The following is a 15,919-nucleotide window of genomic DNA, read 5'->3' as shown; positions in this document are numbered from 1 at the left end:
TAACCGATGAGCACTGTTGACATCCTTTCGCCTGCCGGCGAGAAGACCGGTAGCGTCGAGCTCCCCGCGGAGATCTTCGGCGTGGAGAAGGTCAGCATCCCGCTGATCCACCAGGTCGTCGTCGCGCAGAACGCGGCCGCCCGTCAGGGCACGCACAAGACGAAGACCCGTGGCGAGGTCCGTGGTGGTGGCAAGAAGCCTTACCGCCAGAAGGGCACCGGCCGCGCCCGTCAGGGCTCGACCCGCGCGCCGCAGTTCGCCGGCGGTGGCGTCGTCCACGGCCCGCAGCCGCGTGACTACTCGCAGCGCACCCCGAAGAAGATGAAGGCTGCCGCTCTGCGTCACGCCCTCACCGACCGGGCGCGTCACAACCGCATCCACGTCGTCACCGGCGTGATCGAGGGCGAGACCCCCAGCACCAAGGCCGCTCGCACGCTGTTCGGCAAGATCTCGGAGCGCAAGAACCTGCTCCTGGTCATCGACCGTGCCGACGAGGCCGCGTGGCTGTCCGCCCGCAACCTGCCCCAGGTCCACATCCTGGAGCCGGGCCAGCTGAACACGTACGACGTGATCGTCTCGGACGACGTGGTCTTCACCCAGGCCGCCTTCGAGTCCTTCGTCGCCGGCCCGAAGGCCAACGACACCGAAGGGACCGAGGTCTGATGGCCACCCGTCACCCGAGCATCGCCTCGAAGGCCGCCAAGGCCGCCAAGGCCGCGCGCGTCGCCAAGGCGCGCCGCCACGAGGCCGAGGGCAAGAACACTGTCGAGACCCCGCTCAGCAAGTCGTTCACGGACCCCCGTGACGTGCTGCTGAAGCCGGTCGTCTCGGAGAAGAGCTACGCGCTCCTGGACGAGAACAAGTACACGTTCGTCGTCGCCCCGGGCGCCAACAAGACCCAGATCAAGCAGGCCGTCCAGGCGGTCTTCTCGGTCAAGGTCACCGGGGTCAACACCCTCAACCGCCAGGGCAAGCGCAAGCGCACCAAGACCGGTTTCGGTCAGCGCGCGGGCTCCAAGCGCGCGATCGTGACCCTCGCCGAGGGCGACCGTATCGACATCTTCGGCGGTCCGACCGCGTAAGCGGGTCGGATCGTCCGATATCGGACGAGGACTGAGAAATGGGAATCCGCAAGTACAAGCCGACTACGCCGGGCCGTCGTGGCGCCAGCGTCGCCGACTTCGTCGAGGTCACGCGGTCCACGCCGGAGAAGTCGCTGGTCCGCCCGCTGCACAGCAAGGGCGGCCGTAACAACGCCGGTCGTGTGACCGTTCGCCACCAGGGTGGCGGACACAAGCGCGCCTTCCGAGTGATCGACTTCCGTCGTCACGACAAGGACGGCGTGCCGGCGAAGGTCGCGCACATCGAGTACGACCCCAACCGCACCGCGCGCATCGCGCTGCTGCACTACGCGGACGGCGAGAAGCGCTACATCCTCGCCCCGCGCAACCTGCGGCAGGGCGACACCGTGGAGAACGGTCCCGGGGCCGACATCAAGCCGGGCAACAACCTGGCCCTCCGCAACATCCCGGTCGGTACCACGATCCACGCGATCGAGCTCCGTCCCGGCGGTGGCGCCAAGTTCGCCCGCTCCGCGGGTGCCTCGGTGCAGCTGCTCGCCCGTGAGGGCGCCATGGCGACCCTCCGTATGCCGTCCGGCGAGATCCGCATGGTGGACGCGCGCTGCCGCGCCACCGTCGGTGAGGTCGGCAACGCCGAGCAGTCGAACATCAACTGGGGCAAGGCCGGCCGCAAGCGGTGGCTGGGCGTTCGCCCGACCGTCCGTGGTGTCGTCATGAACCCGGTCGACCACCCGCACGGTGGTGGTGAGGGCCGGACGTCCGGTGGCCGTCACCCCGTCTCCCCGTGGGGCAAGAAGGAAGGTCGTACTCGTTCGCCCAAGAAGGCGTCGAACAAGTACATCGTCCGCCGCCGCAAGACGAACAAGAAGCGTTAAGGACTGGTTGAGATGCCTCGTAGCTTGAAGAAGGGGCCCTTCGTAGACGACCACCTGATCAAGAAGGTGGATGTCCAGAACGAAGCCGGCACCAAGAACGTCATCAAGACCTGGTCCCGTCGCTCGATGATCGTCCCGGCCATGCTCGGCCACACGATCGCGGTGCACAACGGCAAGACCCACATCCCGGTGTTCGTCACCGAGTCGATGGTCGGCCACAAGCTCGGCGAGTTCTCGCCGACCCGCACCTTCCGGGGCCACGTCAAGGACGACCGGAAGTCGAAGCGCCGCTAACAGCGGATCGCATTCAGACACGTAAGTAACTGAGAGGGACAACCATGGAAGCCAGGGCCCAGGCGCGGTACATCCGCGTTACGCCCATGAAGGCCCGCCGCGTGGTGGACCTTATCCGTGGCATGGACGCCACGGAGGCTCAGGCTGTTCTGCGATTCGCTCCGCAGGCAGCCTCCGTGCCGGTCGGCAAGGTGCTCGACAGCGCCATCGCCAACGCCGCGCACAACTACGACCACACCGACGCCGACAGCCTCTTCATCTCCGAGGCGTACGTCGACGAGGGCCCGACCCTGAAGCGGTTCCGGCCGCGCGCCCAGGGCCGTGCCTACCGGATCCGCAAGCGGACCAGCCACATCACCGTGGTCGTCAGCAGCAAGGAAGGAACCCGGTAATGGGCCAGAAGGTTAACCCGCATGGGTTCCGGCTCGGCATCACCACGGACTTCAAGTCCCGGTGGTACGCCGACAAGCTGTACAAGGACTACGTCAAGGAAGACGTCGCCATCCGTCGGATGATGACGTCCGGCATGGAGCGCGCCGGTATCTCGAAGGTCGAGATCGAGCGCACCCGTGACCGTGTCCGCGTGGACATCCACACCGCGCGTCCGGGCATCGTCATCGGCCGCCGCGGCGCCGAGGCCGACCGCATCCGCGGTGACCTGGAGAAGCTGACCGGCAAGCAGGTCCAGCTGAACATCCTCGAGGTCAAGAACCCGGAGACGGACGCTCAGCTGGTGGCCCAGGCCGTCGCCGAGCAGCTCTCCTCCCGCGTCTCCTTCCGTCGGGCCATGCGTAAGAGCATGCAGTCCGCCATGAAGGCCGGCGCCAAGGGCATCAAGATCCAGTGCGGTGGCCGCCTCGGCGGCGCCGAGATGTCCCGCTCGGAGTTCTACCGCGAGGGCCGTGTGCCCCTGCACACGCTCCGCGCGAACGTGGACTACGGCTTCTTCGAGGCCAAGACGACCTTCGGCCGTATCGGTGTGAAGGTCTGGATCTACAAGGGCGACGTCAAGAACATCGCCGAGGTCCGCGCCGAGAACGCCGCAGCCCGCGCCGGCAACCGCCCGGCCCGTGGTGGCGGCGCTGCCGACCGCCCGGCCCGTGGTGGCCGCGGTGGCGAGCGGCGCGGTCGCAAGCCGCAGCAGGCTGCCGGCGCCGAAGCCCCCAAGGCCGAGGCTCCCGCCGCTGCTCCGGCTGAGAGCACCGGAACGGAGGCCTGACCGACATGCTGATCCCCCGTAGGGTCAAGCACCGCAAGCAGCACCACCCGAGGCGTCGCGGTGAGGCCAAGGGCGGTACCACGGTCGCGTTCGGCGAGTACGGCATCCAGGCCCTCACGCCGGCGTACGTGACCAACCGCCAGATCGAGGCGGCCCGTATCGCGATGACCCGCCACATCAAGCGTGGCGGCAAGGTCTGGATCAACATCTACCCGGACCGCCCGCTGACGAAGAAGCCTGCCGAGACCCGCATGGGTTCCGGTAAGGGTTCTCCGGAGTGGTGGATCGCGAACGTGCACCCGGGCCGGGTCATGTTCGAGCTGTCCTACCCCAACGAGAAGATCGCCCGTGAGGCCCTGACTCGCGCAGCCCACAAGCTGCCGATGAAGTGCCGGATCGTCAAGCGCGAGGCAGGTGAAGCGTGATGTCGGCCGGTACCAAGGCGTCCGAGCTGCGCGAGCTGGGCAACGAGGAGCTTCTGGGTAAGCTCCGCGAGGCCAAGGAAGAGCTGTTCAACCTCCGCTTCCAGGCGGCGACGGGTCAGCTCGAGAACCACGGTCGGCTCAAGGCCGTCCGTAAGGACATCGCGCGGATCTACACCCTGATGCGTGAGCGCGAGCTGGGCATCGAGACGGTGGAGAGCGCCTGATGAGCGAGAGCAACGTGACTGAGAACACTGAGGCGCGCGGCAGCTTCCGCAAGACCCGTGAGGGTCTCGTCGTCAGCGACAAGATGGACAAGACCGTCGTCGTCGCCGTCGAGGACCGCGTCAAGCACGCGCTGTACGGCAAGGTCATCCGCCGTACGAACAAGCTCAAGGCGCACGACGAGCAGAACGCCGCGGGTGTCGGCGACCGCGTCCTCCTCATGGAGACCCGGCCGCTGTCCGCGTCGAAGCGCTGGCGCGTCGTCGAGATCCTCGAGAAGGCCAAGTAGGTAATTCCCGCAAGGGAATTCCAAAAGTACGTTCCTGCGGGGCATCCCTCGCAGGACAGTTCCGCCAGGCTCGGCAGGGGTTCCGTAACAGGACCCCTGCCGGGAACCGGCAGACAAACAGGAGATAGACGTGATCCAGCAGGAGTCGCGACTGCGCGTCGCCGACAACACTGGTGCGAAGGAAATCCTTTGCATCCGTGTGCTCGGTGGCTCCGGTCGCCGCTACGCGGGCATCGGTGACGTCATCGTCGCCACCGTCAAGGACGCGATCCCCGGCGGCAACGTGAAGAAGGGTGACGTCATCAAGGCGGTCATCGTTCGCACCGTCAAGGAGCGCCGCCGTCCGGACGGCTCGTACATCCGCTTCGACGAGAACGCCGCTGTCATTCTCAAGAACGACGGCGACCCTCGTGGCACCCGTATCTTCGGCCCGGTCGGCCGTGAGCTGCGCGAGAAGAAGTTCATGAAGATCATCTCGCTGGCTCCGGAGGTGCTGTAAGCATGAAGATCAAGAAGGGCGACCTGGTCCAGGTCATCACCGGTAAGGACAAGGGCAAGCAGGGCAAGGTCATCGCGGCCTACCCCCGCGAGGACCGCGTCCTGGTCGAGGGTGTCAACCGGGTCAAGAAGCACACCAAGGCCGGTCCGACCGCTCGCGGTTCGCAGGCCGGCGGCATCGTCACGACCGAGGCGCCCGTCCACGTCTCCAACGTCCAGCTGGTCGTTGAGAAGGACGGCAACAAGGTCGTCACGCGTGTCGGTTACCGCTTCGACGACGAAGGCAACAAGATCCGCGTTGCCAAGCGGACGGGTGAGGACATCTGATGGCTACCACCACTGCTCCGCGTCTGAAGCTGAAGTACCGCGAGGAGATCGCGGGCAAGCTGCGTGACGAGTTCAAGTACGAGAACGTCATGCAGATCCCCGGCCTCGTCAAGATCGTGGTCAACATGGGTGTCGGCGACGCCGCCCGTGACTCGAAGCTGATCGACGGTGCGATCCGCGACCTGACCACCATCACCGGTCAGAAGCCGGCCGTCACCAAGGCCCGCAAGTCCATCGCGCAGTTCAAGCTGCGTGAGGGCCAGCCGATCGGTGCCCACGTCACGCTCCGTGGCGACCGCATGTGGGAGTTCCTGGACCGCACCCTGTCGCTCGCGCTCCCGCGCATCCGCGACTTCCGTGGTCTGTCCCCCAAGCAGTTCGACGGCCGTGGCAACTACACCTTCGGTCTCACGGAGCAGGTCATGTTCCACGAGATCGACCAGGACAAGATCGACCGTACCCGGGGTATGGACATCACCGTGGTGACCACGGCGACCAACGACGCTGAGGGCCGCGCGCTCCTTCGTCACCTCGGCTTCCCGTTCAAGGAGGCGTGAGCGAGATGGCGAAGAAGGCTCTGATTGCCAAGGCTGCTCGCAAGCCCAAGTTCGGTGTGCGTGGCTACACGCGCTGCCAGCGCTGCGGCCGTCCGCACTCCGTGTACCGCAAGTTCGGCCTGTGCCGCGTGTGCCTTCGTGAGATGGCTCACCGTGGCGAGCTGCCGGGCGTGACCAAGAGCTCCTGGTAATCCCTGCTTTTTAGGGATTCCAGAGGCTCTCGGTAAGCAATGGGCGTGTCAGGCGCCCACCCTTTCATGGCTTAGGCTTGGAGGGTTGGGCGCCTGACGGTCGCCTTTACGACTTACTACGCCGTAGGTCCACCGCACCGCACCCGCCTCGTCTCGGATCGAGGAGAGGGATGGGCACCAGGAAACCCCGGCGAGAGAGGCCACAGGCCAATTCATGACCATGACTGATCCGATCGCAGACATGCTGACGCGTCTGCGGAACGCGAACTCGGCGTACCACGATTCCGTGACGATGCCGGCGTCCAAGATCAAGTCTCACATCGCGGAGATCCTCCAGCAGGAGGGCTTCATCACGGGCTGGAAGGTCGAGGACGCCGAGGTCGGCAAGAACCTCGTCCTGGACCTGAAGTTCGGTCCCAACCGTGAGCGCTCCATCGCGGGCATCAAGCGGATCTCCAAGCCCGGTCTCCGGGTGTACGCGAAGTCCACCTCCCTGCCCAAGGTGCTGGGCGGCCTCGGCGTGGCGATCATCTCCACGTCGCACGGGCTCCTCACCGACAAGCAGGCCGGCAAGAAGGGCGTAGGCGGGGAAGTCCTCGCCTACGTCTGGTAGCAGAAGGGAACGGAGGAAACAGCTATGTCGCGTATCGGCAAGCTCCCCATCGCGGTTCCCGCCGGCGTGGACGTCACCATCGACGGCCGCACGGTGCAGGTCAAGGGCCCCAAGGGCGAGCTGACCCACACCATCGTGGCTCCGATCGACATCGCCAAGGGCGAGGACGGCACTCTCGCGGTGACCCGCCCCAACGACGAGCGTCAGAGCAAGGCCCTGCACGGCCTGTCCCGCACGCTGGTGGCGAACATGATCACCGGCGTGACCCAGGGTTACGTGAAGAAGCTCGAGATCAGCGGTGTCGGTTACCGCGTGACCGCCAAGGGCTCGAACCTCGAGTTCGCGCTCGGTTACAGCCACCCGATCCTGGTCGAGGCCCCCGAGGGCATCACCTTCAAGGTCGAGGCTCCGACCCGTTTCTCGGTCGAGGGCATCGACAAGCAGAAGGTCGGCGAGGTCGCGGCCAACATCCGCAAGCTGCGCAAGCCCGACCCGTACAAGGCCAAGGGCGTCAAGTACGAGGGCGAAGTCATCCGCCGCAAGGTCGGAAAGGCGGGTAAGTAAGCCATGGCATACGGACAGAAGATCCTCAAGGGCGACGCCTACAAGCGCGCCGCGATCAAGCGCCGTCACATCCGGATCCGTAAGAACATTTCCGGTACGGCGGAGCGTCCCCGTCTGGTCGTTACCCGCTCGAACCGCCACATCGTGGCCCAGGTGATCGACGACATCAAGGGTCACACCCTGGCGTCGGCGTCCACGCTGGACACCTCGGTCCGTGGTGGCGAGGGTGACAAGTCCGCGCAGGCCAAGCAGGTCGGCGCCCTGGTCGCCGAGCGTGCCAAGGCCGCCGGTGTCGAGGCCGTGGTGTTCGACCGTGGTGGTAACCAGTACGCCGGGCGCATCGCCGCCCTGGCGGACGCCGCCCGCGAGGCCGGGCTCAAGTTCTGAGCCGCTTGTAGCTAGCGGAAAGAGAGAGGTAATCCAATGGCTGGACCCCAGCGCCGCGGTGGCGGTGCCGGTGGCGGCGAGCGGCGGGACCGGAAGGGCCGTGACGGCGGCGCTGCTGCCGCCGAGAAGACCGCGTACGTTGAGCGCGTCGTCGCGATCAACCGCGTCGCCAAGGTTGTGAAGGGTGGTCGTCGCTTCAGCTTCACCGCGCTGGTCGTGGTGGGCGACGGTGACGGCACCGTGGGTGTCGGTTACGGCAAGGCCAAGGAGGTGCCGGCCGCCATCGCCAAGGGTGTTGAGGAGGCCAAGAAGCACTTCTTCAAGGTCCCCCGTATCCAGGGCACCATCCCGCACCCGATCCAGGGTGAGAAGGCTGCCGGCGTCGTTCTCCTCAAGCCGGCTTCGCCGGGTACCGGTGTTATCGCCGGTGGTCCCGTGCGTGCCGTCCTGGAGTGCGCCGGTATCCACGACGTGCTGTCGAAGTCGCTCGGCTCCGACAACGCGATCAACATCGTGCACGCGACCGTGGCGGCCCTGAAGGGCCTGCAGCGTCCCGAGGAGATCGCGGCCCGCCGTGGTCTGCCGCTCGAGGACGTCGCCCCTGCGGCCCTGCTCCGTGCGCGTGCCGGGGCGGGTGTGTGATCATGGCGCAGCTCAAGATCACGCAGGTCAAGTCCTACATCGGCAGCAAGCAGAACCACCGTGACACCCTGCGTTCCCTTGGTCTCAAGGGCATCAACACGCAGGTCGTCAAGGAGGACCGCCCCGAGTTCCGCGGCATGGTGCACACCGTCCGCCACCTCGTGTCGGTCGAGGAGGTCGACTGATCATGGCGGAGCAGAACCCGCTCAAGATCCACAACCTCCGTCCGGCCCCCGGCGCCAAGACCGCCAAGACCCGTGTCGGTCGTGGTGAGGCGTCGAAGGGTAAGACGGCCGGTCGTGGTACCAAGGGTACGAAGGCCCGTTACCAGGTTCCGGAGCGCTTCGAGGGTGGCCAGATGCCCCTCCACATGCGTCTTCCGAAGCTGAAGGGCTTCAAGAACCCGTTCAAGACCGAGTACCAGGTCGTGAACCTCGACAAGCTGGCCGCGCTGTACCCGGAGGGTGGCGAGGTCACCGTCGAGGGTCTCGTCGCCAAGGGTGCCGTTCGCAAGAACAGCCTCGTCAAGGTCCTCGGCCAGGGTGAGGTCTCCGTGGCGCTGCAGGTGACGGTCGACGCCGTCTCCGGCTCCGCCAAGGAGAAGATCACCGCCGCCGGCGGCACCGTCACCGAGCTCGTCTGATCATTTCGGACGTCTCGATGACGTAAGCAACTCCCGACCGGGGATACCTCACAATGGGGTATCCCCGGTTGGTCGTTCCTAGGGGGGCAGTGCGGCCGGTAAGGTGGCCAGCACTGTTCTTTTTCCCATTCGTCGAACCTCAAGACCGTCACCCTTGACGCAGTTGCGCGGGGGTCGCAGGAGGCACCGTGCTCACCGCGTTCGCCCGGGCGTTCAGGACGCCCGACCTGCGCAAGAAGCTGCTCTTCACGCTCGGCATCATCGTGGTGTACCGGGTCGGTACCCACATCCCGATCCCCGGCGTCAACTACAAGGCCGTCCAGACGTGTGTCAGTGAGGCGTCCGGCAACCAGGGCCTCTTCGGTCTCGTCAACATGTTCAGCGGCGGCGCGCTGCTCCAGATCACGATCTTCGCGCTGGGCATCATGCCGTACATCACGGCCAGCATCATCCTTCAGCTGCTGACCGTGGTCATCCCGCGCCTGGAAGCCCTGAAGAAGGAGGGCCAGGCGGGCACGGCGAAGATCACGCAGTACACCCGTTACCTGACGGTGGCGCTCGCCATCCTGCAGGGCACCGGCCTGGTGGCCACCGCCCGCAGCGGCGCCCTGTTCTCCGGCTGCACGGTCGCTTCCAGCATCGTCCCGGACCAGGCGATCTTCACCACGATCACCATGGTCATCTGCATGACCGCCGGTACGGCCGTCGTCATGTGGCTCGGCGAGCTGATCACCGACCGCGGTATCGGCAACGGCATGTCGATCCTGATGTTCATCTCGATCGCCGCGACCTTCCCGTCGAACCTGTGGACCATCAAGAAGCAGGGCACCCTGGCCGACGGCTGGATCGAGTTCGGCTCGGTCATCGCGGTGGGTCTGATCATGGTCGCGCTGGTGGTCTTCGTCGAGCAGGCCCAGCGCCGCATTCCGGTGCAGTACGCGAAGCGCATGATCGGCCGCCGGTCCTATGGCGGTACGTCTACGTACATCCCGCTGAAGGTCAACCAGGCGGGTGTGATCCCGGTCATTTTCGCGTCGTCGCTGCTCTACATCCCGGCACTGGTCGCCCAGTTCGCGGGCGGGAACTCGAGCTGGAAGACCTGGATCGAGGCCAACCTGACCAAGGGCACCCACCCGCTTTACATCAGCATGTACTTTTTGCTGATCGTGTTCTTCGCGTTCTTCTACGTCGCCATCTCCTTCAACCCCGAAGAAGTAGCCGACAACATGAAGAAGTATGGTGGCTTCATCCCGGGCATCCGGGCTGGCCGACCGACCGCTGAGTACCTGTCGTACGTGCTCAACCGGATCACCTGGCCGGGTTCGCTGTATCTGGGTCTGATCGCTCTCGTGCCGACAATGGCGTTGGTCGGGTTCAACGCCTCGAACAACTTCCCGTTCGGTGGTACCAGCATCCTGATCATCGTGGGTGTGGGTCTGGAAACGGTGAAGCAGATCGAGAGCCAGCTCCAGCAGCGCAATTACGAAGGGTTCCTCCGCTGATGCGAATCGTCCTCGTCGGGCCGCCTGGCGCCGGTAAGGGAACGCAAGCCGTTCGCCTTGCCAAGGAGCTGCAGATCCCGCACATCTCCACGGGCGACCTGTTCCGCGCCAACATCAGCCAGAAGACGGAGCTCGGGAAACTCGCGAAGTCCTACATGGACGCCGGCAACCTCGTCCCCGACGAGGTCACCATCGCCATGGCCAAGGACCGCATGGAGCAGGAGGACGCCGTGAACGGCTTCCTGCTGGACGGTTTCCCGCGCAACGTCTCGCAGGCCGAGGCGCTCGACGAACTGCTGACGGTCGAGAAGATCAAGCTGGACGCCGTGCTTGACCTGGAGGTCTCCGAGGACGAGGTCGTCAAGCGGATCGCGGGCCGCCGCATCTGCCGCAACGACTCGTCCCACGTCTTCCACGTGACGTACACCCCGCCGAAGGTCGAGGGCGTTTGTGACGTCTGTGGCGGTGAGCTGTACCAGCGCGACGACGACTCCGAGGACACCGTCCGGACGCGGCTGGAGGTCTACCACACGCAGACCGAGCCCATCATCGACTACTACAAGGCTCAGGGTCTGGTCGTGACGATCTCCTCCCTGGGCCCGGTGGACGAGATCACGCAGCGGGCGCTCGAGGCGCTCAAGGGCGAAAAGGCCGAGAACAAGTAGATCGTGGTCCGACCGGCCGCGGTGCCCTCAGGGGCGCCGCGGCCGTGGTGTTTGTGCGTGTATCCCGGCGGATGAGGTCGTCAAGCGGATCGCGTGCTTCCTTGTCATATTCATGCCCAACTCTTAATTGATGTGGACATGCAGCATGCGTGACACATAGTGTTCACATCGACCTCACCGGTAACACCGGTGACGCATAACCTAGTTGGGGGAACAGTGATCAACTCGAAGCTGGCCCGCGCAGCCATGGTGGTCGGCGCGTCCGCCGCCCTGGTGGTCGGGCTGAGTGCTTCGGCGCAGGCCGACAGCGACAAGCAGATCAACCTTCCGTCGGGCCGTGGCTACATGCACTTCCACGACGACGGCGATGTCTTCTCGGTCTGTGACACCAAGGCCGACGGGTACGGGGTGACCGGTGCTCTGTGGGTCCGGAACTCCGCCGGCATCACGTCGCGGCTCTGGACGCTCGACGACGGCGGCGACTCCGGCTGCGACAAGAAGGGCGAGAACATCGGCCAGCTCTCCGTCTACAAGATGGAGGTCTGGTGGAACGGGGGCGGAGCTTCCGTCTGGTCGCCGGACTGGTTCAACGAGTAAATCGCGGATGAGCTCGCTCTCGACCCATGCGCCTTGATGCTTCACCTGCTCGTGGGCTGAGATCGACTGCAGAGGGGCTGCTCCGGCGTTGCGGGAGCAGCCCCTTCGTCGTCCTCTTTCACACCAACCGGCCAGATTCCCGTCCCAGTCGTCGTTCCTGTGGAGGTACGAGCATGGCCCCCGACCCGCATGCCCGCGCGGCGTTCGAAACGTCCTCTCCGGCGGCGCGACCGGCCGCGGCACCGGCCGAACGGCCACAACCGCTGCCACGCCGTCGCAAGGCTCGACGCCTGGTGGTGACGGTCGCCGTCGCGCTGGTCGTCGCCGCCGGAACAGCGGTGCCGCTCGCCCTGCGCGGCGGTGATACGCACGGGCAGCCCGCGAGGGTGCCGGATGCCACGGGTGTGGCCGCGCACCCGGACCAGTCGCCGCCCCGGGAGCTGATCGCGGCGGGAGGGGTCGCCGTCTCGGCGTACTACACGGCGAAGCTCGTGAGACAGCCGGACGGGAACGCGATCGGCACCTACGAGTGGAGCCTGCTCGACACGGCCACCGGGCGGTACCGGAAGACCGACTGGGCCTGGCTGGACGTCGCCCCCGGGACGCGGACCGCGGCGGTGCTCGAGCGCGATCTGCCCGTCGGCCGGATAGGGCTGCTGAACCTGGCCACGGGCAAGGTGCAGCGCTGGATCAAGGTCGACAGGAGTGTCGGCAGTGTGCGGTTCTCACCGGACGGCAAACGCCTGCTGGCGACGGCGTACCGCCTCAACCCGGACGGTCTGTTCAAGGACGCGCCCTACCGCCTGAACGGCGAGACCGTGCCGGGGTCGAAGCAGAGCCGCACCGGCTTCTACGTGATCGACGTCGCCTCCGGCAGGGCGGACTTCGCCGAGCGGCCGGCCGAGAAGAGCGCGGCCCCCGTCGGCGGACGTCAGGACTTCTCCTGGAGCCGGGACGGGGAGCTGGTATGGGAGGCCGGCGGCAACAGCGCGGGCAGGATCTACTATGACCTGACCGGCAAGCGGAAGCCCGCCCCGGACGAGGAGGCACCTGCGTCCGGCCCGGAGGGGATCCGGTCCCCGGACGGAACCCTGGTGACCGGCGCCTTCGTGGGGGAGGGCGACGACATCGTCTCCGAGATCCGCAAGGCGAAGACCGGCGAGCGGGCCACGGTGGTCCCCGGCCAGCAGCTGCTCGCCTGGGCCGACAACAGCCACCTCATCGCCTGGCGGTGCGATCCCGGGCAGTGCAGCCCCGGCAAGGGTGAGTTCCGCAACCGGCTGCTCCTGGTCGGCCTGGACGGCAAGACCACTCCGCTCTCCGGCTTCCGGACGGCGAATCTGCAGGACGAAGGCCGCTGGACCCCGCTGCTCACCCGGCGCTGAGGGGGTGCGGCCGCGATCGGTGCGACCGCGTGTTGCCCTGCCGCCGGGGGGCCGTACTGTTGCGGTGTACAAAACCGGACCCGCACCCTTGAGAAAGCAGAGCTGATGGTGCAGATCAAGACCCCCGAACAGATCGCCAAGATGCGTGAGGCGGGGCTGGTCGTCGCCGCCATTCACGCGGCGACGCGTGAGGCAGCGGTGCCCGGGGCCACGACCAAGGATCTGGACCAGGTCGCGCGCAAGGTGCTCGCGGAGCACAACGCCAAGCCGAACTTCCTCGGCTACGGCGGCTTCCCCGCGACCATCTGCACGTCCGTCAACGACGTGGTCGTCCACGGCATCCCTTCCGAGGATGTCGTTCTCAAGGACGGCGACATCATCTCCATCGACTGCGGCGCGATCATCGACGGCTGGCACGGCGACGCGGCCTACACCGCCTTCGTGGGCTCCGGTCACTCCCCGGAGCTGATCGAGCTCTCCCGGGTGACCGAGGAGTCGATGTGGGCCGGCATCGCGGCGATGAAGCAGGGCAACCGGCTGGTCGACGTCTCCCGGTCGATCGAGACGTACATCCGCCGTCAGCCGAAGCCCGGCGGTGGCAAGTACGGGATCATCGAGGACTACGGCGGCCACGGCATCGGCACCGAGATGCACATGGACCCGCACCTGCTGAACTACGTCGACCGGCGGCGGGGCAAGGGGCCGAAGCTGGTGCCCGGGTTCTGCCTGGCCATCGAGCCGATGGTGTCGCTGGGGACGCCCCGCACGGAGGTCCTGTCGGACGACTGGACCGTGATCACCACGGACGGTACGTGGTCGTCGCACTGGGAGCACAGTGTTGCGCTGACCGAGGAGGGTCCGCTGGTGCTGACGTCTCCCGACGGGGGTAAGGCCAAGCTGGCCGAGCTCGGGATCACGGCTGCGCCGGATCCGCTGGGCTGAGCACCGTTCGAAGCTGCGGCCCCGGTGGGGGCTGGTCGCGCCCGCGCGGCGGAGCCGCAAATGTATACAGCCCCGCGCCCCTATCGGGGCGCTTCAGGCGGGGCGCTTCAGACGGGCGCCGAAATGCTGCGTGCTTAATGATCTGCCATCTGGGGCAGGCTTTCCCGATTCGTCTTTCCGGGTGCGCTGACGTAGACTGACTCGTCGGCTCTCGTGCACCCGCATGTCCGCATGCACCCGTAAGGGAAGCGTGGGAGTCGATCAAGGTAGTCGATTCGAAGGGCGAAGCGTGGCCAAGAAGCAAGGTGCCATCGAGATCGAGGGCACTGTCGTCGAGTCTCTTCCGAACGCCATGTTCAAGGTCGAGCTCCAGAACGGCCACCAGGTCCTGGCACACATCAGCGGCAAGATGCGTATGCACTACATCCGCATCCTCCCTGACGACCGGGTCGTGGTGGAGTTGTCTCCGTACGACCTGACGCGTGGCCGGATCGTCTACCGATACAAGTAGATCTTGCCCACGTCCCGCGTGAGCGGGGCCGCCGGCAACTGACCCGGAGAACCTCAATCCCATGAAGGTCAAGCCGAGCGTCAAGAAGATCTGCGACAAGTGCAGGGTGATCCGCCGTCACGGTCGGGTCATGGTCATTTGCGAGAACCCGCGCCACAAGCAGCGCCAGGGCTGACGCAGGACCAATCCCTCTGCATCGACATCGCAGAGATTCGCGCGACGCGAGCTGAACATGTTCATACGCAGGAGCCAGGCGCCGAAGGTGCCTGACACCCCCGGTTCGGAGGCCGGGGACCCAGTTCGTACCTGGTACGGCGGCTGGGGACCGGTTCTGCGGAAGACCTCCGAAGATCACCAGGAGCCATTGAATGGCACGCGTTTCCGGTGTTGACATCCCGCGCGAAAAGCGCGTGGAGGTCGCGCTCACCTACGTGTTCGGCATCGGCCGGACACTCTCGCAGCAGACGCTGGCCGAGACCGGCATCGACCCGAACACCCGCGTCCGCGACCTGAGCGAAGAGCAGCTGGTCGCCATCCGCGAGTACGTCGACAACAACATCAAGACCGAGGGTGACCTCCGTCGCGAGATCCAGGCCGACATCCGCCGCAAGGTCGAGATCGGCTGCTACCAGGGTCTCCGTCACCGTCGCGGTCTGCCCGTCCGCGGTCAGCGCACCAGCACCAACGCCCGCACCCGCAAGGGCCCGCGTCGCGCCATCGCCGGCAAGAAGAAGCCGGGCAAGAAGTAGTCCGCAGCGGACAACGCTTCATCAGCGGTCTTCGCTGTAGGACCGACCACCTCCCCCCGTAGGAGTTACTAGATGCCCCCCAAGGGTCGTCAGGGCGCTGCCAAGAAGGTGCGCCGCAAGGAAAAGAAGAACGTCGCTCACGGCCACGCGCACATCAAGAGCACGTTCAACAACACGATCGTCTCCATCACGGACCCGTCCGGCAACGTGATCTCCTGGGCCTCCGCCGGCCACGTCGGCTTCAAGGGCTCCCGGAAGTCCACGCCGTTCGCCGCGCAGATGGCTGCCGAGTCGGCTGCCCGCCGCGCCCAGGAGCACGGCATGCGCAAGGTCGACGTGTTCGTGAAGGGCCCGGGTTCCGGTCGTGAGACCGCGATCCGCTCCCTGCAGGCCACGGGCCTCGAGGTCGGCTCCATCCAGGACGTCACCCCGACCCCGCACAACGGCTGCCGTCCGCCGAAGCGTCGTCGCGTCTGACCTCGCTTCGCAGGGCTGCTCGGGCGGTACGGCTCCGTAAGGGCCGTGCCGCCCGTACCCTTGCAGTACCCGGGCCCTTCACGGGCACGGTCCCGTCGGACGTCAAATAGTGGGCGTCCACGAAAGAAGGATCTGATCCACACATGCTGATCGCTCAGCGCCCCTCGTTGACCGAAGAGGTCGTCGACGAGTTCCGTTCCCGGTTCGTGATCGAGCCGCTGGAGCCGGGCTTCGGCTACACCCTCGGCAACTCCCTTCGCCGT

At 66.2% G+C, this 15,919-nt stretch carries 28 protein-coding genes and 1 pseudogene; all 29 read left to right on the top strand.

The features are described 5' to 3' along the window. The first annotated feature begins 6 nt into the window (after nucleotides 1-6). A complete protein-coding gene (gene rplD / locus ACFWPS_RS35620; protein WP_089099434.1) occupies nucleotides 7-663 on the top strand; it encodes a 50S ribosomal protein L4 in 657 nt (218 codons plus the stop codon). Further along, complete coding sequence (gene rplW, locus ACFWPS_RS35615) at nucleotides 663-1,082, top strand: 50S ribosomal protein L23 (RefSeq protein WP_383712990.1); 420 nt, start codon at nucleotides 663-665, stop codon at nucleotides 1,080-1,082. The genes rplD and rplW overlap by 1 nt, the downstream gene beginning before the upstream one ends. 38 nt (nucleotides 1,083-1,120) lie before the next feature. Next, the gene (gene rplB / locus ACFWPS_RS35610; RefSeq protein ID WP_351709186.1) at nucleotides 1,121-1,957 is read left to right on the top strand and encodes a 50S ribosomal protein L2; all 837 of its coding nucleotides are present in this window, start codon (nucleotides 1,121-1,123) and stop codon (nucleotides 1,955-1,957) included. Between the two features lie 12 nt (nucleotides 1,958-1,969). After that, complete coding sequence (gene rpsS / locus ACFWPS_RS35605) at nucleotides 1,970-2,251, top strand: 30S ribosomal protein S19 (protein ID WP_003948639.1); 282 nt, start codon at nucleotides 1,970-1,972, stop codon at nucleotides 2,249-2,251. A 44-nt stretch (nucleotides 2,252-2,295) separates the two neighbouring features. After that, a complete protein-coding gene (gene rplV / locus ACFWPS_RS35600; protein ID WP_003974262.1) occupies nucleotides 2,296-2,643 on the top strand; it encodes a 50S ribosomal protein L22 in 348 nt (115 codons plus the stop codon). Then, entirely contained in the window at nucleotides 2,643-3,470 is an 828-nt protein-coding gene (gene rpsC / locus ACFWPS_RS35595) for a 30S ribosomal protein S3 (protein ID WP_383712988.1), read from the top strand. The genes rplV and rpsC overlap by 1 nt, the downstream gene beginning before the upstream one ends. Nucleotides 3,471-3,475: 5 nt before the next feature. Further along, entirely contained in the window at nucleotides 3,476-3,895 is a 420-nt protein-coding gene (gene rplP, locus ACFWPS_RS35590) for a 50S ribosomal protein L16 (RefSeq protein WP_189268842.1), read from the top strand. After that, nucleotides 3,895-4,119 (top strand): 50S ribosomal protein L29, encoded by a 225-nt coding sequence (gene rpmC, locus ACFWPS_RS35585; RefSeq protein WP_030174543.1) that lies wholly within the window; start codon nucleotides 3,895-3,897, stop codon nucleotides 4,117-4,119. The genes rplP and rpmC overlap by 1 nt, the downstream gene beginning before the upstream one ends. Further along, nucleotides 4,119-4,406, top strand: a complete 288-nt coding sequence (gene rpsQ / locus ACFWPS_RS35580; RefSeq protein ID WP_383712985.1) for a 30S ribosomal protein S17 — start codon at nucleotides 4,119-4,121, stop codon at nucleotides 4,404-4,406. The genes rpmC and rpsQ overlap by 1 nt, the downstream gene beginning before the upstream one ends. Nucleotides 4,407-4,536: 130 nt before the next feature. Further along, entirely contained in the window at nucleotides 4,537-4,905 is a 369-nt protein-coding gene (rplN, locus tag ACFWPS_RS35575; protein WP_003992364.1) for a 50S ribosomal protein L14, read from the top strand. Between the two features lie 2 nt (nucleotides 4,906-4,907). Further along, nucleotides 4,908-5,231: a 50S ribosomal protein L24 gene (gene rplX / locus ACFWPS_RS35570; RefSeq protein WP_030967306.1), complete on the top strand. Its 324-nt coding sequence runs from the start codon at nucleotides 4,908-4,910 to the stop codon at nucleotides 5,229-5,231. Continuing rightward, nucleotides 5,231-5,788 carry a 50S ribosomal protein L5 gene (gene rplE, locus ACFWPS_RS35565; protein WP_089099429.1) on the top strand — a complete coding sequence of 186 codons (558 nt, stop codon included), beginning with the start codon at nucleotides 5,231-5,233 and terminating at the stop codon, nucleotides 5,786-5,788. The genes rplX and rplE overlap by 1 nt, the downstream gene beginning before the upstream one ends. A gap of 5 nt (nucleotides 5,789-5,793) precedes the next feature. Then, nucleotides 5,794-5,979 (top strand): type Z 30S ribosomal protein S14, encoded by a 186-nt coding sequence (locus tag ACFWPS_RS35560; RefSeq protein ID WP_003948630.1) that lies wholly within the window; start codon nucleotides 5,794-5,796, stop codon nucleotides 5,977-5,979. 214 nt (nucleotides 5,980-6,193) lie between these two features. Beyond that, nucleotides 6,194-6,592, top strand: a complete 399-nt coding sequence (gene rpsH, locus ACFWPS_RS35555) for a 30S ribosomal protein S8 (RefSeq protein ID WP_089099428.1) — start codon at nucleotides 6,194-6,196, stop codon at nucleotides 6,590-6,592. Nucleotides 6,593-6,616: 24 nt separating this feature from the next. Beyond that, complete coding sequence (rplF, locus tag ACFWPS_RS35550; protein WP_089099427.1) at nucleotides 6,617-7,156, top strand: 50S ribosomal protein L6; 540 nt, start codon at nucleotides 6,617-6,619, stop codon at nucleotides 7,154-7,156. Between the two features lie 3 nt (nucleotides 7,157-7,159). Further along, nucleotides 7,160-7,543 carry a 50S ribosomal protein L18 gene (rplR, locus tag ACFWPS_RS35545; RefSeq protein WP_089099426.1) on the top strand — a complete coding sequence of 128 codons (384 nt, stop codon included), beginning with the start codon at nucleotides 7,160-7,162 and terminating at the stop codon, nucleotides 7,541-7,543. A gap of 36 nt (nucleotides 7,544-7,579) precedes the next feature. Further along, nucleotides 7,580-8,185 (top strand): 30S ribosomal protein S5, encoded by a 606-nt coding sequence (rpsE, locus tag ACFWPS_RS35540; protein WP_030860989.1) that lies wholly within the window; start codon nucleotides 7,580-7,582, stop codon nucleotides 8,183-8,185. Nucleotides 8,186-8,187: 2 nt separating this feature from the next. After that, nucleotides 8,188-8,370, top strand: coding sequence for a 50S ribosomal protein L30 (gene rpmD, locus ACFWPS_RS35535; RefSeq protein WP_006140898.1), 183 nt, complete (start codon nucleotides 8,188-8,190; stop codon nucleotides 8,368-8,370). Between the two features lie 2 nt (nucleotides 8,371-8,372). Next, nucleotides 8,373-8,828: a 50S ribosomal protein L15 gene (gene rplO / locus ACFWPS_RS35530; protein WP_030745257.1), complete on the top strand. Its 456-nt coding sequence runs from the start codon at nucleotides 8,373-8,375 to the stop codon at nucleotides 8,826-8,828. Between the two features lie 188 nt (nucleotides 8,829-9,016). Next, a complete protein-coding gene (secY, locus tag ACFWPS_RS35525) occupies nucleotides 9,017-10,330 on the top strand; it encodes a preprotein translocase subunit SecY (RefSeq protein ID WP_383712982.1) in 1,314 nt (437 codons plus the stop codon). Beyond that, a complete protein-coding gene (locus tag ACFWPS_RS35520; protein ID WP_383712981.1) occupies nucleotides 10,330-10,995 on the top strand; it encodes an adenylate kinase in 666 nt (221 codons plus the stop codon). The genes secY and ACFWPS_RS35520 overlap by 1 nt, the downstream gene beginning before the upstream one ends. A 216-nt stretch (nucleotides 10,996-11,211) precedes the next feature. Further along, nucleotides 11,212-11,592, top strand: coding sequence for a hypothetical protein (locus ACFWPS_RS35515; RefSeq protein WP_383712978.1), 381 nt, complete (start codon nucleotides 11,212-11,214; stop codon nucleotides 11,590-11,592). A 173-nt stretch (nucleotides 11,593-11,765) separates the two neighbouring features. Continuing rightward, the gene (locus ACFWPS_RS35510) at nucleotides 11,766-12,977 is read left to right on the top strand and encodes a hypothetical protein (RefSeq protein ID WP_383712976.1); all 1,212 of its coding nucleotides are present in this window, start codon (nucleotides 11,766-11,768) and stop codon (nucleotides 12,975-12,977) included. A 105-nt stretch (nucleotides 12,978-13,082) separates the two neighbouring features. Then, complete coding sequence (map, locus tag ACFWPS_RS35505; RefSeq protein WP_383712973.1) at nucleotides 13,083-13,919, top strand: type I methionyl aminopeptidase; 837 nt, start codon at nucleotides 13,083-13,085, stop codon at nucleotides 13,917-13,919. Nucleotides 13,920-14,208: 289 nt separating this feature from the next. Further along, nucleotides 14,209-14,430 carry a translation initiation factor IF-1 gene (gene infA, locus ACFWPS_RS35500; protein WP_003948620.1) on the top strand — a complete coding sequence of 74 codons (222 nt, stop codon included), beginning with the start codon at nucleotides 14,209-14,211 and terminating at the stop codon, nucleotides 14,428-14,430. Between the two features lie 61 nt (nucleotides 14,431-14,491). Next, a complete protein-coding gene (gene rpmJ / locus ACFWPS_RS35495; RefSeq protein ID WP_003998809.1) occupies nucleotides 14,492-14,605 on the top strand; it encodes a 50S ribosomal protein L36 in 114 nt (37 codons plus the stop codon). A gap of 193 nt (nucleotides 14,606-14,798) precedes the next feature. Beyond that, a complete protein-coding gene (gene rpsM, locus ACFWPS_RS35490; RefSeq protein ID WP_020135802.1) occupies nucleotides 14,799-15,179 on the top strand; it encodes a 30S ribosomal protein S13 in 381 nt (126 codons plus the stop codon). Between the two features lie 72 nt (nucleotides 15,180-15,251). After that, complete coding sequence (rpsK, locus tag ACFWPS_RS35485; RefSeq protein ID WP_003956432.1) at nucleotides 15,252-15,656, top strand: 30S ribosomal protein S11; 405 nt, start codon at nucleotides 15,252-15,254, stop codon at nucleotides 15,654-15,656. A gap of 143 nt (nucleotides 15,657-15,799) precedes the next feature. Then, nucleotides 15,800-15,919: pseudogene (locus ACFWPS_RS35480) on the top strand (DNA-directed RNA polymerase subunit alpha); the annotation flags it as partial.

This window comes from Streptomyces sp. NPDC058457 (genome assembly GCF_042720695.1).
In the GTDB taxonomy this organism is placed as follows: Bacteria; Actinomycetota; Actinomycetes; order Streptomycetales; family Streptomycetaceae; genus Streptomyces.
This window is presented reverse-complemented; position numbering and strand designations above follow the sequence as displayed.

Excerpts from the sequence above, each read along its gene's own strand:
- rplD (WP_089099434.1), top strand. The coding sequence starts at position 7 with ATGAGCACTGTTGACATCCTTTCGCCTGCCGGCGAGAAGACCGGTAGC.
- rplW (WP_383712990.1), top strand. The coding sequence starts at position 663 with ATGGCCACCCGTCACCCGAGCATCGCCTCGAAGGCCGCCAAGGCCGCC.
- rplB (WP_351709186.1), top strand. The coding sequence starts at position 1,121 with ATGGGAATCCGCAAGTACAAGCCGACTACGCCGGGCCGTCGTGGCGCC.
- rpsS (WP_003948639.1), top strand. The coding sequence starts at position 1,970 with ATGCCTCGTAGCTTGAAGAAGGGGCCCTTCGTAGACGACCACCTGATC.
- rplV (WP_003974262.1), top strand. The coding sequence starts at position 2,296 with ATGGAAGCCAGGGCCCAGGCGCGGTACATCCGCGTTACGCCCATGAAG.
- rpsC (WP_383712988.1), top strand. The coding sequence starts at position 2,643 with ATGGGCCAGAAGGTTAACCCGCATGGGTTCCGGCTCGGCATCACCACG.
- rplP (WP_189268842.1), top strand. The coding sequence starts at position 3,476 with ATGCTGATCCCCCGTAGGGTCAAGCACCGCAAGCAGCACCACCCGAGG.
- rpmC (WP_030174543.1), top strand. The coding sequence starts at position 3,895 with ATGTCGGCCGGTACCAAGGCGTCCGAGCTGCGCGAGCTGGGCAACGAG.
- rpsQ (WP_383712985.1), top strand. The coding sequence starts at position 4,119 with ATGAGCGAGAGCAACGTGACTGAGAACACTGAGGCGCGCGGCAGCTTC.
- rplX (WP_030967306.1), top strand. The coding sequence starts at position 4,908 with ATGAAGATCAAGAAGGGCGACCTGGTCCAGGTCATCACCGGTAAGGAC.
- rplE (WP_089099429.1), top strand. The coding sequence starts at position 5,231 with ATGGCTACCACCACTGCTCCGCGTCTGAAGCTGAAGTACCGCGAGGAG.
- ACFWPS_RS35560 (WP_003948630.1), top strand. The coding sequence starts at position 5,794 with ATGGCGAAGAAGGCTCTGATTGCCAAGGCTGCTCGCAAGCCCAAGTTC.
- rpsH (WP_089099428.1), top strand. The coding sequence starts at position 6,194 with ATGACCATGACTGATCCGATCGCAGACATGCTGACGCGTCTGCGGAAC.
- rplF (WP_089099427.1), top strand. The coding sequence starts at position 6,617 with ATGTCGCGTATCGGCAAGCTCCCCATCGCGGTTCCCGCCGGCGTGGAC.
- rplR (WP_089099426.1), top strand. The coding sequence starts at position 7,160 with ATGGCATACGGACAGAAGATCCTCAAGGGCGACGCCTACAAGCGCGCC.
- rpsE (WP_030860989.1), top strand. The coding sequence starts at position 7,580 with ATGGCTGGACCCCAGCGCCGCGGTGGCGGTGCCGGTGGCGGCGAGCGG.
- rpmD (WP_006140898.1), top strand. The coding sequence starts at position 8,188 with ATGGCGCAGCTCAAGATCACGCAGGTCAAGTCCTACATCGGCAGCAAG.
- rplO (WP_030745257.1), top strand. The coding sequence starts at position 8,373 with ATGGCGGAGCAGAACCCGCTCAAGATCCACAACCTCCGTCCGGCCCCC.
- ACFWPS_RS35520 (WP_383712981.1), top strand. The coding sequence starts at position 10,330 with ATGCGAATCGTCCTCGTCGGGCCGCCTGGCGCCGGTAAGGGAACGCAA.
- ACFWPS_RS35510 (WP_383712976.1), top strand. The coding sequence starts at position 11,766 with ATGGCCCCCGACCCGCATGCCCGCGCGGCGTTCGAAACGTCCTCTCCG.
- map (WP_383712973.1), top strand. The coding sequence starts at position 13,083 with ATGGTGCAGATCAAGACCCCCGAACAGATCGCCAAGATGCGTGAGGCG.
- rpmJ (WP_003998809.1), top strand. The coding sequence starts at position 14,492 with ATGAAGGTCAAGCCGAGCGTCAAGAAGATCTGCGACAAGTGCAGGGTG.
- rpsM (WP_020135802.1), top strand. The coding sequence starts at position 14,799 with ATGGCACGCGTTTCCGGTGTTGACATCCCGCGCGAAAAGCGCGTGGAG.
- rpsK (WP_003956432.1), top strand. The coding sequence starts at position 15,252 with ATGCCCCCCAAGGGTCGTCAGGGCGCTGCCAAGAAGGTGCGCCGCAAG.